Origin of the sequence: Nocardioides sp. CFH 31398, assembly GCF_022436705.1 — a bacterium.
GTDB lineage: Bacteria > Actinomycetota > Actinomycetes > Propionibacteriales > Nocardioidaceae > Nocardioides.
This window is the reverse complement of the sequence record NZ_JAKUHT010000012.1, coordinates 297746-313249: the sequence shown is the minus strand read 5'-3', so window position 1 is coordinate 313249 and position 15504 is coordinate 297746. Positions and strand designations below refer to the sequence as shown.

Below are 15504 nucleotides of genomic sequence, written 5' to 3'. Positions count from 1 at the left end.
CACGTCGACAACGGAGGGGATCACTGTCTCTCACGGACAGTGATCCACTCCGATGACCGCCGGTCGGCGGCCTCGTAGGCTCCTGGGGTGCTCGCCGCTCCCCCGCTCGTCGTCCTCGACGAGGCCGAGGTCGCCGAGCGGACCGCGATGCACGAGGCGCGGTGGGAGCGGCTGGTCGGGCCGTACGCCGAGCGCCGGGCGCGTGGGGAGAAGCACCCCGTCCACGACTTCCTGTTCACCTACTACGCCGAGCGGCCGGGGCGGCTGCGCCGCTGGCACCCCGGCTACGGCGTCGCGCTGCCGCCCGGGGTGCCACACGCGGGGTGGCGCGGCTACACCACCGACGCCGCGAGCGGCCGGGTCGCCGTGTCGGCGGACTTCCTCGCCGAGCGCCGCCTGCTCGTCGAGACGCTGCACCGGCTGCTGCGGGCGACCCAGCGCCGTCCCGCGCACACCCGCTGCTTCGGGCTGCACGAGTGGGCGATGGTGCACGGGCAGGCGGACGGCGACGTCCGCCACGCCCTGCCGCTGCGCCTCGGCGCCGCGGGCACCGACCGCGTCGTCGAGGGCCACCGGATCGCCTGCTCGCACTTCGACGCCTTCCGGTTCTTCACCGACACCGCCCGGCCGCTGAACACGCTGCGGCCCGCCTCCGACGACCGGCCCGACTTCGAGCAGCCCGGCTGCCTGCACGCCGGCATGGACCTCTACAAGCACGCCTACCGCCTCAGCCCGCTCGTCGACTCCGACTTGGTGCTCGACTGCTTCGAGCTCGCGGCGGACGTCCGGGTCCTCGACATGCGCGCCTCGCCCTACGACCTCACGGGGGTGCCGGGCGTCGACACGACGCCCGTGCGCATCGAGACGGCCGCGGGCAAGCGGGAGTACGCCGCCGCCCAGGCCACGTTCGCCGAACGGGCCGCGCCGCTGCGCGCGCGGGTCGCCGACGCGTGCGAGCTGCTGCTGGGCCTGGCCTAGGCGACGTCCGGCGCCAGCATCGTGGCCACCAGCGTGTCCGCGAGCCAGCGCTCGTACTCGTCCCCGCTCCAGCCGCACCGCTCGACCAGGTCGGCGAAGACCGTCGCCGAGGTCAGGACGTAGAACCCGTCAGCCGCCCTCTCCACCGTCAGCCCGGGCCGCAGGAGCCCGAGCTCGGCGAGGTGCGCGGCCGGGCCGCGACTCCCGGTCCGGCGCTGCTGCTCGGCACGGTCCAGCAGCTCCTGGGCGTCGTCGTGCGAGACCGCGGCGGCGCGGAGCAGGGCGTGGACGGGTGCGATCCGGACGTTGACCTCCCGCGCCATCGCCGCGAAGAGTTCCAGCTTTCGCACGGGGTCCGGCTCGTCGACGATCGCGAGGACGGCGGGCCGCTCGGCCTGCGGGACCGGCTCGTGGTCGCCGGCGAGCGTGACGTCGTACACCAGCCGCCCCAGACCGGCCTTGCCTCCCGGCGCGGCGGCGTAGACGGTCTGGACGGCCACGCCGGCGCGGGCGGCGATGGCGCTCACGGACGCCCTCGCGTAGCCGCGCTCGAGCATCACCTCACGGGCGGCGTCCACGACCCGGCGACGGGTCGCCTCCGCGGCCTCGCGGCGCGCGGGACTGTCGTAGCTCCGCTTCGTCACCACCCGCACTGTTCCAGACCCGCCCGAGGTATTGACTGGAACGCCCTCTATCCAAAAGGATGCTCGGCACGGCGTCCACCGTGGCGCCACGAGGGAGGCCCGATGGTCCTCGCAGCCGTCCGCGCTCTGGCGCTGCTGCTGGTCGGCGTGTACGCCGGCGGCGTCGTCTTCTCAGCGCTCGCTCCGAGCGTCTACCGCCTCCCGGGCAGCGCCTACGTCCGCCTCTGGCAGGCCCAGAACCACGACTACGGCGCCACGATGCCCGTGCTGCTCCTAGCCGGGCTCGCCGCGCTCGTCCTGACGGCGGCGCTGTCCCGGTCCAGCGGGGCACTCGTCCTCGGACCCACCGCCCTCGCCGCGGTCCTCCTCGTGGCCACGATCGTGCTGACGGTGACGCAGCTCGAGCCGTTCAACCGGGCGGCGGACGGCTGGAACCCGGACCGACTGCCCGCCGACTGGTCGAGCACCCTCGACGCCTGGCGCAGGCTCCACACCGTGCGCATCGTCCTGGCCGTCGCCGCGTTCTCCCTCCTCCTGGCGGCGCAGGTGGCCGACACCCGGCCGGGCCCGCGCGAGCGGACCGGGTCGGAGGCCGCCGTGGCCGCCTCGCACTGACCCCTCGCCGACACGGCCCTCGACAGGGGGGTCGCGGGACCGGTAGACCAGCGAAGGCCCGGATCCCCCTCGGAGGAGCACCCATGAGCGAGCGCAGGCACGACACGTCCCCCGGACCGACGGGGGGCACGACCGCGGAGGAACCGCACAAGCTGCCGATCCGCACGCTCATCGCTGCCAGCGTCGGGAACGCGGTCGAGTGGTTCGACTGGACCGTCTACGCGACGTTCTCCATCTACTTCGCCACCCAGATCTTCTCGGCCGAGAACGAGTCGCTGGCCTTCATCGGCACCTTCGCGACGTACGCGCTGGCGTTCTTCTTCCGCCCGCTCGGCGGCGTCCTGCTCGGCCGGTACGCCGACCTCCGGGGCCGCAAGCAGGCCATGCTGCTCACGATCACCCTCATGGCGGGCGGCTCGCTCGTCATCGCGATCCTCCCGACGTACGAGACGGTCGGCTGGCTCGCCCCGATCCTCCTGCTGCTGGCGCGCATCGCCCAGGGCATGTCGCTCGGCGGCGAGGTCTCCAACGCCTCGGCGTACCTCGCCGAGATCGCCCCGCCGGCGCGTCGCGGTCGCTACTCCTCGTTCTTCTACATCTCCACCGGCACGGCGGTCCTGATCGCCTCCCTGCTCGGCGCCCTGCTCGCCGTGAGCCTGACCGACGAACAGCTGTCGAGCTGGGGCTGGCGCATCCCGTTCCTCATCGGCGCGCTCCTCGGCGTAGTCGGCATCTGGCTGCGCCGCGACATGGCGGAGACCGAGCAGTACGAGGAGAACGCCGAGAAGGCGCGCGCGCTGAAGAACCCCCTGCTCACCACCGTCCGGGAGCACCCGAAGGCGGTCGGCCAGCTCATCGGCTTCACGCTGCTCAACACGCTGTCGTACTACGTGTTCTTCTCCGCGATGACGCCGTACGCCGTGAACGCGAACGGCATCGACGACAGCGTCGTCTTCTGGGCGCTGTCCGCCGGGACGGCGTTGTTCGTGGTGCTGCAGTACCCCTTCGGCTGGGCGGCCGACCGGTTCGGTCGCAAGCCCCAGATGCTCGTGTGGTCGGGCGCGATGGCGGTCCTGATCGTGCCGGTCTCCACGCTGGTGAGCCCCGGTGCGGGCTTCGGCAGCATGCTCGTCGTCTTCTGCTTCGGCCTCGGGCTCTACGCGATGATGGCCTCGATCGCGCCGGCCATCATGAGCGAGCTGTTCCCCACCGAGCTGCGCGGGCTGGGCATCGGCGCCTGGTACAACCTCACCGTCGCGGTCTTCGGCGGCACCGCTCCCCTGGTCATCCAGTACCTCGGCGACGCGGGCCGCAGCGACTGGTTCTTCATCTACGTCGCCGCGGGCGCCGCGATCACGTTCCTCGTCACCCTGTCGCTGCCGGAGACGAAGAACTCGGTGCTGCGCTGAGCCTGCCGGCCCTCGCGGCCCGCGGGCGCGCGTGGACGCCGTGACACTCGGTGAACGGATGTCGGTAAGGTAAGCCTCACCTAATCCCCCACGCGAGGAGCGTTCTCGGTGTCGCTCTCCCCCTCCCACCACCTGTTCGGCCCCGACTCGCTCGACGACTACGTCGCGGCGATGCGGGCCAGCGTCGACCACCTGGCGACGACGGTCCGCCACGTCGACGGGCCGGCGACGGGCACGTCGCCCGAGCAGGCGGCCAAGCTCGTCACGGACGTCGACCTCGACCGCCCGGTCGGCGACCTCGGCGCCGCCCTGGCCGAGATGAGCCGCGTCTACCTGGACGACGCGGTCTGGTTCCACGAGCCGTCGTACGCCGCGCACCTGAACCCGCCGGTCGTCGTCCCGGCGCTGGCCGCGGAGGTGTTCGTGTCCGCGGTGAACTCGTCGATGGACACCTTCGACCAGTCCGTCGGCGGCACCTTCGTCGAGCGCCACCTCGTGGACTGGACGTGCGCCCGCATCGGGTTCGGGCCCGGGGCGGACGGCGTGTTCACCTCCGGCGGCTCGGCCTCGAACCTGCAGGCGCTCCACCTGGCGCGCGACGCGGCCCTGGCGGGCCCGGCCGCCGGTCACCTGCACCGGCTGCGGGTGCTGGCGAGCGCGGACGGCCACTTCAGCGTCCAGAAGGCCGCCCGGCTCCTCGGGCTCGGCGCGGACGCCGTGCTCGCCGTGCCGATCGACGCCGACCGACGCCTCGACCCCGTCGCCCTCGAGCGGATGCTGGCCGGGCTCGGCGATGTCGGGCTGGTGCCGATGGCGGTCGTCGCCACCGCCGGCACGACCGACTTCGGCGCCATCGACCCGCTGCCCGCGGTCGCCGACGCCTGCGCGGCGCACGGCACCTGGATGCACGTCGACGCGGCGTACGGCGGGGGCCTGCTCGTCTCCCCCGCCCTGCGGCACCGCCTCGACGGCATCGAGCGGGCCGACTCGGTGACCGTCGACTACCACAAGACCTGGTTCCAGCCCGTCTCGTCCAGCGCGCTGCTGGTGCGGGAGAAGGCGCGGCTCACGCACACGGCGTGGCACGCCGACTACCTCAACCCCGCGGACGACGACCGGCCCCACCAGGTCGACAAGAGCCTGCAGACGACCCGGCGCTTCGACGCGCTGAAGCTGTGGCTGACGCTGCGGACGCTCGGCCCCGACCTCATCGGCTCGCACCTCGAGGCCGTCGTCGACCTCGCCACCCGCAGCCACCGCCACGTCCTCGCGCACCCGGACCTCGAACCGGCCCTCGCGCCGCACCTGTCGACCCTGGTGTTCCGGTTCCGGCCCCCGTCCCTGACCGAGGACGACGCCGACGAGCTCGTGCCGCGGATCCGCCAGACCCTCTACGACCGGGGCCAGGCCCTCGTCGCCGCCACGAAGGTCGACGGCCGCGACTTCCTCAAGCTCACCCTGCTGAACCCGGCCGCCACCGACGCCGACGTCACCGGCGTCCTCGACCTCGTCGGCGCCGTCGGCCGCGAGCTCCTGGCCACCGGGAGCCGGTGGTCGGCATGAGCGCCCCCGCGACCTCGCACGCCGCCGTGCACGACTTCGTCGCCGTCGGCGCCGGGCCCTTCAACCTCGGCCTCGCGGCGCTCGCCGACCCCGTCGACGACCTCGACGGCGTCGTCCTCGAGGCCCGCGACGAGGTGACCTGGCACCCCGGGATGCTGCTGCCCGACTCGACGCTGCAGGTCCCGTTCCTGGGCGACCTGGTCTCGATGGCCGACCCGACGAACCGGTGGTCGTACCTGAACTGGCTGAAGCAGACCGGCGGGCTCTACCCGTTCTACATCCGCGAGGACTTCCACCCGCTGCGCCGCGAGTACAGCGACTACCTCCGGTGGGCCGCGGACGGGCTCGACTCCGTGCACCTGGGGCAGGAGGTCGTCGCCGTCGACCACGCCGACGGCGTCTACGTCGTCACGACCGCCACCGGGGAGGTGTTCCGCGGCCGCCGCCTCGTGCTCGGCGTCGGGACGACGCCGCGGATGCCCCGGTGCGTCACCGCCGCCGGCGGGCCCGCGCTGCACTCGGCGCAGTACCTCGCGCGCCGCGAGGAGCTGCTGGCGCTCGACTCGGTGACCGTGGTCGGCAGCGGGCAGTCCGCCGCCGAGGTCTACCTCGACCTGCTGACCGCGGCGTCCGAGCCCGGAGCCGGCGGGCCGGAGCTCACCTGGCTCACCCGCAGCCCGCGGTTCTGGGCGATGGACGACTCCCGGCTCACGCTCGAGATGACCTCACCGGAGTACACGGCGTACTTCCAGGGCCTCGACGCCGCCACCCGCGAACGGCTGCTCGCCGAGCAGCCGATGCTCTACAAGGGCATCAGCACCCACACGATCGACGCCATCGCCGCGCTGCACTACCGGCTGCGGGCCACCGGGCAGGGTCCGCGCTCCACGATGGTCGCCGCGACGGCACTCGCCGACGCGGCGTGGGACGGCACGGCGTACGACCTCGGGCTGCACCACACCGAGACCGGCGAGTCGTTCGGCCTGCGCACGCAGGGGCTCGTCCTCGCCACCGGGTACGCCGCAGGGCCCGCGCCCGCCTTCCTCGACGGTGTCCGCGACCGGCTGCGCCTCGACGAGCAGGGGCGGTTCCTCGCCGGCCCGACGTACGCCGTCGACCACGCGCAGCGCGAGGTCTTCGTCCAGAACGCCGAGGAGCACACCCACGGCTTCGTCGCACCCGACCTCGGCATGGGCGCCCACCGCAGCTCCGTGCTCCTCAACACGATGACCGGCCGCGAGGTGTACGCCGTCGAGAAGCGGGTCGCCGTCCAGAGCTTCGGCGTGCCCGACCACCTGCGCACCCCTCCGACCTCGAGCCAGGAGGCCTCGTGACCTCGATCGAACCCCTCGACCACCACGCCCACGCGGACCTCCTGCACGCCTGGGTCACCCATCCGCGGTCGGTGTACTGGCAGATGCAGGGCCTGAGCCGGGCCGAGGTGGTCGCGGCGTACGACGAGCTCGCCGCCGATGCCGGCCACGACTGCTGGCTCGGGTGGGTGGACGGGCGGCAGGCGTTCCTGACCGAGACCTACGACCCGGCGACCGCGAAGGCCTCGGAGGTCCGGGACCGCCCCGAGCTCCGCCCCGGCGACCTCGGGATGCACGTCCTCGTCGCGCCGCCGGGCGACGGCGAGGCCCCGGTACCGGGGTTCACCCGCCGCTGCTTCGCGGCCGTCATGACGCACTGCTTCGACGACCCCGCCGTCGAGCGGGTCGTCGTCGAGCCCGACGCCCGCAACGACGCCATCCGACGCCTGAACGCCGAGGCGGGGTTCGTCGTCCTCGGCGAGGTGCCGCTGGGCTCGAAGACCGCCGCCCTGTCGGTCTGCGACCGCGACGGCTGGCTCGACTCGACGCTGGCGGGGGTGCGCCCGTGAGGCACCCCGCGCACTACACCCCCGACCTGCTCGCCCGCGCGCAGCGCCACCTCGTCGCGAAGGCCGTCGCGGAGTACACCCACGAGCGGCTGCTGTCGCCCGTCCCGGACGGTGACGACTGGCGCCTGACCTCCCCCGACGGCCGGTCGGTGCTGCGGTTCCGCGCCGAGGTGCTGCCGCTGGAGCACTGGCTGGTCGACGAGGCCTCGCTGGCCCGCACCGTCGACGGCGAGCCCGCTGAGCTCGACGTCCAGGCGTTCGTCGTCGAGCACGCCGAGGCGCTCGGCATCCCGCCGCGCATGCAGCCGCTGTACGTCGAGGAGCTGGCCGCCACCCTGGCCGCGGCGTGCTGGAAGCTCGCCCACCGCACCGAGACCGCCGCCGAGCTCGTCGACGCCGACCTGCAGACGATCGAGGCGGCGATGACCGAGGGCCACCCGGGCTTCGTCGCCAACAACGGCCGCATCGGGTTCTCCCCCGACGACCACGCGGCGTTCGCGCCGGAGGCGGGGCCCGACGTCCACCTGCTCTGGCTGGCCGCCCGGCGCAGCGGCGCCCGGCTGTCGCTCGGGGCGGGCCTCACCGAGGCGCGCCTGTACGACGCCGAGCTGGACCAGGCGACCCGCGCGGCGTTCTCCCGGGTGCTGTCCGACCGGGGGCTTGACCCCGCGGACTACCTCTGGCTGCCGCTGCACCCGTGGCAGTGGCGGAAGGTCGCCATCACGTTCGCGCCCGACCTCGCCCGCGAGGACCTCGTGCTGCTCGGCGAGGGCCCGGACACCTACCGGCCGCAGCAGTCGATCCGCACCTTCTACAACGTGTCGCGCCCCGACCGGGACTACGTGAAGACGGCGCTGTCGGTGCAGAACATGGGCTTCGTCCGGGGCCTGTCGCCGGCGTACATGGCGGCGACCCCGGCGATCAACGACTGGGTGGCGCAGCTGGTCGAGTCCGACCCGGAGCTCAAGGGGTGCGGCTTCACCGTGCTGCGCGAGCACGCCGCGATCGGCTGGACCGGCGACGTCTACCACCACGTCGAGGAGCGCTCCCCGCAGCGCAAGATGCTCGCGGCGCTGTGGCGGGAGTCCCCCGCCGGCGTCGCCGGCTCCGGGGAGCGGCTCGCGACGATGACGTCGCTGGTGCACCGCGACGCGGCCGGCGACTCGGTCGTCGCCGCGCTGATCAGGGCCTCCGGGCTGGCACCGGCGGACTGGGTCGGCCGGTACCTCGAGGCCTACGTCCGCCCGCTGGTGCACTGCCTGCTCGCGCACGAGCTGGCGTTCATGCCGCACGGGGAGAACCTGGTCCTGGTACTGCGCGACCACGTCGTCGACCGTGTCGTCATTAAGGACATCGGCGAGGAGGTGCTGGTGATGGACGGCCGCCCGGTGCCCGAGGGCGTCGACCGGGTGTCGGCGGAGGTGGAGATGGACGTCCGCGCGCTGTCCCTCCACACCGACGTGATGGACGGCTTCCTGCGCCACCTCGCCGGGATCCTCCACGCCGACGGGCTCCTGGACGCCGGGTCGTTCTGGGGCCTGGTCGCCGAGGTCGTCGACCGCCACGCCGCCGACCACCCGGAGCTGGCCGCGGCCGCCGCCCGCTACGACCTGCGCCGCTCCACGTTCCGCCACTCCTGCCTCAACCGGCTCCAGCTGCGCAACACGCTGCAGATGGTGGACCTCGCCGACCAGGCGGGCTCCCTGGCCTACGCCGGCCAGATCGAGAACCCGATCGCGCAACCAGCGACGAGGCACGAGTCGTCGGCGTAGCGCGATCGGGTCGAGCAGCCCCACGACCGAGGAACGAGGTCGTGACGGGCGTGTCGAGACCCCGGTGACCCGGCGGTCCCACCGCTGGTCGAGGTGCGAGCGCAGCGAGCCTCGAGACCCCAGTGACGCGGCGGTCCCACCGCTGGTCGAGGTGCGAGCGCAGCGAGCCTCGAGACCCCGGTGACGCAGCGGTCCCACCGCTGGTCGAGGCGGTGTCCTGAGCTTGTCGAAGGGTGCGAGCGCAGCGAGCCTGGAGACCCCGGTGACCCCACCAGAGCGACCCACCGACCCGCGTGCAACCGGCCGCGCTGCCCAGGCGTCATCCTCGGAGACCCCGGCACCGCCGGGGCCGACGAACAGGGGTGGTGCGATGCGGGAGACCGCGGAGTTCGACGACTTCTACGCCGGGACGGCCTACCGGGTCGTGGGCCACGTCTACGCCGTCACCGGGGACCTGGCGGCGGCGGAGGACGCCGTCGCCGAGGCCTACCTCAAGGCGTGGGCGCGCTGGTCGACCGTCCGGGGCATGCGCAGCCCGGAGGCCTGGGTGCGCTGCGTCGCCACCCGTGACGCGGTGAGCCGCTGGCGGGTCTGGCGCAACCGCCTGCGTGCCCACGACCGCGCGGCGAGCGACGCCACGCGGTCGGTCGCCGAGACGGTCGGGCCGGACCACGTGGCGCTCGTCGCGGCGCTGCAGCAGATCCCGGCGGCGCAGCGCGTGGCCGTCGTCCTGCACCACCTCGTCGGGCTGAGCGTCGCCGAGATCGCCGACGAGGTCGGCGCACCGGCCGGGACGGTCAAGGCCCGCCTGTCCCGGGGCCGCACGGCCCTCGCACGCCTGCTCGACCCCGAGCCACCACCCGACGGGCCCACCGACCGCGCCCCCCGCACCGGCACCGAGGAGCTGACCCGATGACCACACCGACCGAGACCGGCCCCGAGGCCCTCCGCGACCTCGCCCACCACGGCACCGCCTCCGCCCACCTGCCGAGCCCCGCCACCGTGCGCGCACGGGCCGACCGTCGTCGGCGGAACCGCCGCGTGGCCGGGGGTGTGGCGGTCGCGGTGGCCGCCGTCGTCCTGGCCCCGACGGTCGGCGGGCTGGGCGCCCCGCGGACGACGGGGACCGGGCCCTCGGCACCGGTGGCGTCCGACCCCGCGACCGACCCGACGACCGACCCCGCGACCCGGGTCGTCGACATCAGGACCTACGCGGACCGCTGGGTCGTCCCCGACGTCGAGGGCGGCATCAGCAGCGTCGTCTCCCTGAGCCGCTCGCCGTTGCCGACCGGGTGGCGGCTGGAGACACGGGACGACGGCGCCACCCGTCTGGCCACGGTGGCCACCACCGACGGTGCGCCCCACTGCCTGACCGCGCGCCGCGAGGGCAGCCTCGGGCTGCAGGAGTGCGACGACTCCGTGGCGGGCCAGGCCCTCACCGTGAGGGTGCTCGACCGGCGCGGTCAGGTGAACATCCGCACCGTGGCGGGGCTGCTGGCCGCCACCCCGGACCACGGGCTGCGCCCCGACAGCGGACCGGAGAGCCCGGCCGTGGTCTTCGTCCTCGAGTGAGGCCGCTGGGTCCGGCCGTCCCGGCTCAGCCGCCGGCCCCCGCGTCACTCGCGTCACGGGCCCGCAGACCGGCGAGGACGAGACCCACGGCGGCGTCGACGTCCGGCGCGGGGCGGGGGTCGCCGGTGATCGCGCCGGCGGAGTGGGCCTGCAGGTGGGTCTGCTCCTGCGCGGTCTGACCGAGCACGAGGTGGAGCAGGGCGCCGGTCGCCGTCCGCGCGAGGTCGTCGGCGACCTGCTCGCGAGCCACCGCGGCCGCCAGGGCCTCGGAGGCCGCCGTCCCGCCCAGCCCGAACGCCAGCGCGGCGGCGACGACCTCGGCGCCGTCGCGGTAGGCCAGCAGCGCGTCGCGCAGGCGACGGCAGGCCGCGGCGACGTCGTCGTCCGGGGCCGCACCGACACCGCCCCGGGCGAGCAGCGCGTCGGCGACCGCGCCGAGGAGGTGCTGCTTGTCGGCGAAGTGGTGGTAGAGCGCGCTGGGCCTGACGTCGAGCTCGGCGGCCAGCCGGCGCATCGTGAGGTCGGCCAGTCCGTAGCGGTCCAGGACGTCGAGGGCGCGGTCGACGACGTCCGCACGACGGTGACGCGCCACCGACCCACCTCCTGCCGACCCCGCGTTGCACCCGGACGACGCCCAGCCTAACCTGAACGCCGTTCAGGTCGCTGACGCTGCGACCTCCTCACCGCAGGAGCACCATGGCCACCCGCCGATCCACCCCCGCCGACGTCGCCCTCGTCGCCGGCTTCGCCGCCCTGATCGCCGTCTGCGCGCTGCTGCCGGCGATCCCGACCGGCACCCCCGTGCCGATCACGCTGCAGACGTTCGCCGTGCTGCTCGCCGGCGCCTGCCTCGGCGCACGCCGTGGCTTCCTCGCCGTCGTCCTGTACGTCGTCGTCGGGGCCGCGGGCCTGCCCGTCTTCTCCGGCGGCGCCTCGGGCTTCGCGGTGCTGGTCGGGCCGACCGCGGGCTACCTGCTCGGCTTCCCCTTCGCCGCCGCGCTGGCCGGCTTCCTCGTCGAGCGTCTCCCCCGACGCCGGGCGGCCACCAGCGTGCCGCTGATCGCGCTGTCCGGCCTCGCCGGGAGCTTCGCGTTCATCCACACCCTGGGCATCGCCGGCCTGGTCCTGCTGGCGGACATGACCTGGGGCCAGGCGTTCGCCGTCGACCTCGTCTTCTGGCCCGGCGACGTCGTGAAGAACCTCGCGGTCGGGGTGGTCGCGACCGCCGTGCACCGGGCGTTCCCCGACCTGCTGCCCCGCCGGCGTGCGACCTCGGCCGCGAAGGACCCCGCGCCCGCGTGAGCATCCGCCTGGAGTCCGCACGGGTGGTCGTCGACACCGTCGACGGCCCGCTCGAGGTGCTCCAACGGACCTCGCTGGACCTGACGGAGCGACGCGTCGCCCTGATCGGCCCGAACGGGTCGGGCAAGTCGACGCTCGCCCGGCTCGTCAACGGGCTCGTCGAGGCGACGTCCGGTCACGTCCTGGTCGACGGCCTGGACGTCGTCCGCTCGGGCCGGGAGGTCCGCCGGCGGGTCGGGTTCGTGTTCACCGACCCCGCGGCGCAGCTGGTGATGCCGACCGCGGTCGAGGACGTCGCCCTGTCGCTGCGACGCACCCACCGCGACGCCGCCGCCCGGCGCCGCGCGGCGCAGGACGTGCTGGCGGCGTACGGGCTGGCGGGTCTGGGAGACCGCAGCGTCCACACGCTGTCCGGCGGCCAGCGCCAGCTGCTCGCGCTCGCCGGCGTGCTCGCGACGGACCCGACCGTGCTCGTCGCCGACGAGCCGACCACGCTGCTCGACCTCGCGAACGCCCGCCGGATCGGCGACCTGCTGCTGTCGCTGGACCAGCAGCTGCTGCTCGTCACCCACGACCTGGAGCTGGCCGCGCGCTGCGACCGGGCGCTGCTCGTGGACGGCGGCCGGGTGGTCGCCGACGGCGCCGCGGACGAGGTCGTCGCCCACTACCGGGCCACCGCGTGAGACGCCCGTGAGCGACCTCCTCGGGCTGCACCGTCCCGGCACCACGGTGCTGCACCGGCTCGGGGCGGGCACTAAGCTCCTCGGCCTGATCGTGCTCGGGGTCGTGGTCGTCGTGGTCAGCGGACCCGTCACCGCCCTGCCGCTGGTCGTCGGGGCGGCCGCCGTCCTCGCCTGGACCGCCGGTGGCGTCCGACCGGTGTGGCGGGCGCTGCGCGGGGTCCTGCTGCTCGTCGTCCTGCTCGGCGCCTGGCTGGCGTGGGCCCAGGGGTGGGAGCGCGCGGTCGAGCGGATGGGGGACGTGGCGACGCTGGTGCTGCTGGCGACGGTCCTCACCACGACCACCCCGATCGACGCGATGCTCGACGCGATCACCCGCGGGCTGCGCCCCCTGCGCCGCCTGGGGGTCTCACCCGAGGCCGTGGCACTGGCGTTCTCGCTGATGCTGCGCGGCGTCCCCGCCACCCTCGACCTCGCTCGCGAGACCCGCGACGCGGCCCGCGCCCGGGGGCTCGAGCGCAACCTGCGCGCCCTGCTCGTCCCCCTGGCCCTGCGCACCGTCGCGAACGCCCGCGCCACCGGCCAGGCCCTCCACGCCCGCGGCGTCGGCGACGACTGACGTCGTCCCTCCCGTCACCCACCGCGGTCGCTCGGAGCGCCCGGGGCTCAGCGGCTCACCAGAGGTCGCCGAGGCGCCAGTCGCAGGTCAGGCCGCCGTCGAGGTCGAGCGGGACGCCGGGCAGCGCCATGACCAGCACGTCGCCCTCCTCGTCCGGGGTGGGGACGACGCCGGACGGCGTCAGCGCGGACAACCGGCCGCGCCACGGCACCCAGCCGCGCCGCAGGTAGAGCGGGCGCCCGTCGTCGGTCGCGCCCAATGCGCCGACGTCGAACCCGGCCAGCAGACGCTCGACCTCGGCCATGAGGGCGTCGGCGATGCCCCGGCGCCGCCGGTCGGCGCGGACGACGACGCCCTCGACGTAGCCGCAGCGCAGCGTGCGGCCGTCGTGCAGCACCCGGCGGCAGACGAGCGCGGCGTGGCCGACGACCTCGCCGGCCTCCCGGGCGAGCACGTGGTGGCCACCGAGGGTGTGGTCCCAGTCGGCGTCGGTGAAGCCCTCGTCCCCGGCGTCCCCGAAGACCTCGACCAGCAGGCCACGCACCGCGGCGAGCGTGGGCGCGTCGACGTCCGCGGTGGCGCAGGTGCTCTGCCGGACCGTCACGACAGGCGGCCTCAGGCCAGGTTCGCGCCCACGTGGGCCATCGCCTGGGTCAGCAGCAGCCCGCGACCGCCCTCCAGCTCGCCGCGCAGCTCGGCGCTCAGCGCCTCCGCGGGCGTCAGCCAGGTCAGCTCGAGGGCGTCCTGGCGGGGCTCGCAGTCCCCGGTCACCGGGACGACGTACACGAGTGCGACGGCGTGCTGCCGGGGGTCGTGCAGCGGGCTGACCCCGGGCATGGGCAGGTACTCGGCCACCGTGAACGGCACCGGGCACGCGGGGAGCCGGGGGAACGCCATCGGGCCGAGGTCCTTCTCGAGGTTCCGCATGAGCGCGGTCCGGATGGACTCCCCGTGGTAGACCCGCCCGGAGACCAGCGTCCGGGTGATCTCCCCGGTGCTGGACCCGCGCAGCAGGACGCCGACCTGCTCCACGACGCCCTCGGGCGTCAGCCGCACGGGCACGGCCTCGACGTACAGGATCGGGACCCGGCTCCGGGTCTCCTCCAACGCCAGCTCCGAGAGCCAGCCGGGGTTGGGGTCGGGGGTGCGCACGGACGACATGCGCCCATCCTCCCCCAGCCCCCGGCGGGTCCTCCGAGGCCCCTCGCTCAGGCCGCGGCGGTCTGCGGCTCGGCGGCGACCAGCGTGCGCAGGGCGTCGCTCAGGCGCTGCTGCACCTGCTCGTCGGCGAGCACGTCGACGTCGATCGACGACTGGGAGACGGTGACGTCCTCGACGACGGTCGCACCGGCGATCCCGGCCGAGCGGGCAGCGTCCGCGTGGGACCACTTCCCGCCGTACGGCGTGGGCGTGACGCCGACGACGCCGAACGGCTTGCCGACCACGGCGCCGGCGCCGTACGGGCGCGACAGCCAGTCCAGGGCGTTGTTCAGGACGGCGGGCATCGTGCCGTTGTACTCCGGCGTCACCGCCAGCACGCGGTCGGCGGCGGCGACCTGCTCGCGCAGGTGGACGGCGGCCTCGGGCGTGCGGCCGGGCGCGTCGACGTCCTCGTTGTAGAAGGGCAGCAGGTCGAGGCCCTCGACGATCCGGAGCTCGACGCCCTCCGGGGCGGTGTCGCGCAGGCGCTCGGCCACGCGGCGGTTGACGGAGTCGGCGCGGAGGCTGCCGACGAGGACGGCGACGGTGGTGGTCATGGGGATCTCCTCTGGGGGGTCGGTCTCGGTCGCCACCCCTAACCGGACCGCAGTCCGTTTCTATTCCCGGGCTGGCCGGGGGCGTCCCCACTACGTTGGGCGCACCATGGTCGACCTCCTCCCCCTCGTCGGGGACCCGCCCCCGGAGCGCAGCGACGCCGTGCGCAACCGCGAGCTCCTGCTGCGCGCCGCCCACGCCCTGGTCGCCCGGTGCGGGGTGGAGGCGGTCACCACCGACGCCGTCGCGACCGAGGCCGGGGTCGGCAAGGGCACGGTGTTCCGCCGGTTTGGCTCGCGTGAGGGCCTGATGACCGCCGTCCTCGACGACTCGGAGAAGGCCTGGCAGGCCGCCGTCATCTCGGGCGAGCCGCCGCTGGGGCCCGGGGCGCCGCCGTGGGACCGCCTCGTCGCCCTGGGGCGCTCCCGCCTCGAGACCACCCTGCTCAACGCCGACCTCATCCGGGCCGCCGGCGGGTTCGGACGTCGGTCCGGGCCCGCCCACCTCTTCACCGTGCTGCACGTGCGCCACCTGCTGCGTGAGCTCGGCGTCACCGGCGACCTGCCCATGCTCGCCACCGCCCTGCTGGCGCCGCTCGAGGTCCCCCTGCTCGACCCCGACCTGCGCCGCGCCGACTTCCCGGTCGACCGCGTGCTCGAGTCCTGGACCGACCTGGCCCGCCGGATCGTCCGGGAGTAGCACCGGCCCCCCGG

General features: G+C 74.6%; 18 protein-coding genes. 13 read left to right on the top strand and 5 right to left on the bottom strand.

From position 1 onward, the window contains the following. Nucleotides 1-87: 87 nt before the first annotated feature. Nucleotides 88-978 carry a 3-methyladenine DNA glycosylase gene (locus MJ876_RS12535; RefSeq protein WP_240236623.1) on the top strand — a complete coding sequence of 297 codons (891 nt, stop codon included), beginning with the start codon at nt 88-90 and terminating at the stop codon, nt 976-978. Here the strand turns inward: MJ876_RS12535 and MJ876_RS12530 are convergent. Next, entirely contained in the window at nt 975-1622 is a 648-nt protein-coding gene (locus MJ876_RS12530; RefSeq protein ID WP_240236622.1) for a TetR/AcrR family transcriptional regulator, read from the bottom strand. The two genes, MJ876_RS12535 and MJ876_RS12530, sit on opposite strands and share 4 nt — an antisense overlap. A 102-nt stretch (nt 1623-1724) precedes the next feature. Between MJ876_RS12530 and MJ876_RS12525 the strand changes: the two genes are divergently transcribed. From MJ876_RS12525 to MJ876_RS12490, 8 genes are all read left to right on the top strand, one after another. After that, nucleotides 1725-2237 (top strand): DUF1772 domain-containing protein, encoded by a 513-nt coding sequence (locus MJ876_RS12525; RefSeq protein WP_240236621.1) that lies wholly within the window; start codon nt 1725-1727, stop codon nt 2235-2237. 83 nt (nt 2238-2320) lie between these two features. Further along, on the top strand, nt 2321-3646 hold the full coding sequence (locus tag MJ876_RS12520; RefSeq protein WP_240236620.1) for an MFS transporter: 1326 nt from the start codon (nt 2321-2323) through the stop codon (nt 3644-3646). 108 nt (nt 3647-3754) lie between these two features. Next, on the top strand, nt 3755-5209 hold the full coding sequence (locus tag MJ876_RS12515) for an aspartate aminotransferase family protein (RefSeq protein WP_240236619.1): 1455 nt from the start codon (nt 3755-3757) through the stop codon (nt 5207-5209). After that, a complete protein-coding gene (locus tag MJ876_RS12510) occupies nt 5206-6543 on the top strand; it encodes a lysine N(6)-hydroxylase/L-ornithine N(5)-oxygenase family protein (RefSeq protein ID WP_240236618.1) in 1338 nt (445 codons plus the stop codon). The genes MJ876_RS12515 and MJ876_RS12510 overlap by 4 nt, the downstream gene beginning before the upstream one ends. After that, nucleotides 6540-7091 carry a GNAT family N-acetyltransferase gene (locus MJ876_RS12505; protein ID WP_240236617.1) on the top strand — a complete coding sequence of 184 codons (552 nt, stop codon included), beginning with the start codon at nt 6540-6542 and terminating at the stop codon, nt 7089-7091. Before MJ876_RS12510 ends, MJ876_RS12505 begins: the two co-directional genes overlap by 4 nt. Then, nucleotides 7088-8863, top strand: a complete 1776-nt coding sequence (locus MJ876_RS12500) for an IucA/IucC family siderophore biosynthesis protein (RefSeq protein WP_240236616.1) — start codon at nt 7088-7090, stop codon at nt 8861-8863. The genes MJ876_RS12505 and MJ876_RS12500 overlap by 4 nt, the downstream gene beginning before the upstream one ends. 370 nt (nt 8864-9233) lie before the next feature. Then, nucleotides 9234-9779 (top strand): sigma-70 family RNA polymerase sigma factor, encoded by a 546-nt coding sequence (locus tag MJ876_RS12495; RefSeq protein WP_240236615.1) that lies wholly within the window; start codon nt 9234-9236, stop codon nt 9777-9779. Next, nucleotides 9776-10435: a hypothetical protein gene (locus MJ876_RS12490; protein ID WP_240236614.1), complete on the top strand. Its 660-nt coding sequence runs from the start codon at nt 9776-9778 to the stop codon at nt 10433-10435. The genes MJ876_RS12495 and MJ876_RS12490 overlap by 4 nt, the downstream gene beginning before the upstream one ends. Before the next feature lie 25 nt (nt 10436-10460). Here the strand turns inward: MJ876_RS12490 and MJ876_RS12485 are convergent, their stop codons facing one another. After that, nucleotides 10461-11027 carry a TetR family transcriptional regulator gene (locus tag MJ876_RS12485; RefSeq protein ID WP_240236613.1) on the bottom strand — a complete coding sequence of 189 codons (567 nt, stop codon included), beginning with the start codon at nt 11025-11027 and terminating at the stop codon, nt 10461-10463. 104 nt (nt 11028-11131) lie between these two features. Between MJ876_RS12485 and MJ876_RS12480 the strand changes: the two genes are divergently transcribed. From MJ876_RS12480 to MJ876_RS12470, 3 genes are read left to right on the top strand one after another with little or no spacing between them, the layout of a single operon-like run. Next, nucleotides 11132-11737, top strand: a complete 606-nt coding sequence (locus tag MJ876_RS12480; protein ID WP_240236612.1) for a biotin transporter BioY — start codon at nt 11132-11134, stop codon at nt 11735-11737. After that, entirely contained in the window at nt 11734-12420 is a 687-nt protein-coding gene (locus MJ876_RS12475; RefSeq protein WP_240236611.1) for an energy-coupling factor ABC transporter ATP-binding protein, read from the top strand. The genes MJ876_RS12480 and MJ876_RS12475 overlap by 4 nt, the downstream gene beginning before the upstream one ends. 7 nt (nt 12421-12427) lie before the next feature. Beyond that, nucleotides 12428-13036, top strand: coding sequence for an energy-coupling factor transporter transmembrane component T (locus tag MJ876_RS12470; RefSeq protein WP_240236610.1), 609 nt, complete (start codon nt 12428-12430; stop codon nt 13034-13036). A 55-nt stretch (nt 13037-13091) separates the two neighbouring features. On the opposite strand, the gene MJ876_RS12465 is transcribed toward MJ876_RS12470, so the two are convergent. From MJ876_RS12465 to MJ876_RS12455, 3 genes are read right to left on the bottom strand one after another with little or no spacing between them, the layout of a single operon-like run. Continuing rightward, on the bottom strand, nt 13092-13640 hold the full coding sequence (locus MJ876_RS12465; protein WP_240236609.1) for a GNAT family N-acetyltransferase: 549 nt from the start codon (nt 13638-13640) through the stop codon (nt 13092-13094). Between the two features lie 11 nt (nt 13641-13651). Next, complete coding sequence (locus MJ876_RS12460; protein ID WP_240236608.1) at nt 13652-14197, bottom strand: NUDIX hydrolase family protein; 546 nt, start codon at nt 14195-14197, stop codon at nt 13652-13654. Nucleotides 14198-14244: 47 nt separating this feature from the next. Beyond that, nucleotides 14245-14793 carry an NAD(P)H-dependent oxidoreductase gene (locus MJ876_RS12455; RefSeq protein WP_240236607.1) on the bottom strand — a complete coding sequence of 183 codons (549 nt, stop codon included), beginning with the start codon at nt 14791-14793 and terminating at the stop codon, nt 14245-14247. A gap of 106 nt (nt 14794-14899) precedes the next feature. On the opposite strand from MJ876_RS12455, the gene MJ876_RS12450 reads away from it, so the two are divergent. Beyond that, nucleotides 14900-15490 carry a TetR/AcrR family transcriptional regulator gene (locus MJ876_RS12450; RefSeq protein WP_240236606.1) on the top strand — a complete coding sequence of 197 codons (591 nt, stop codon included), beginning with the start codon at nt 14900-14902 and terminating at the stop codon, nt 15488-15490. The last annotated feature ends 14 nt before the right edge of the window (nt 15491-15504 follow it).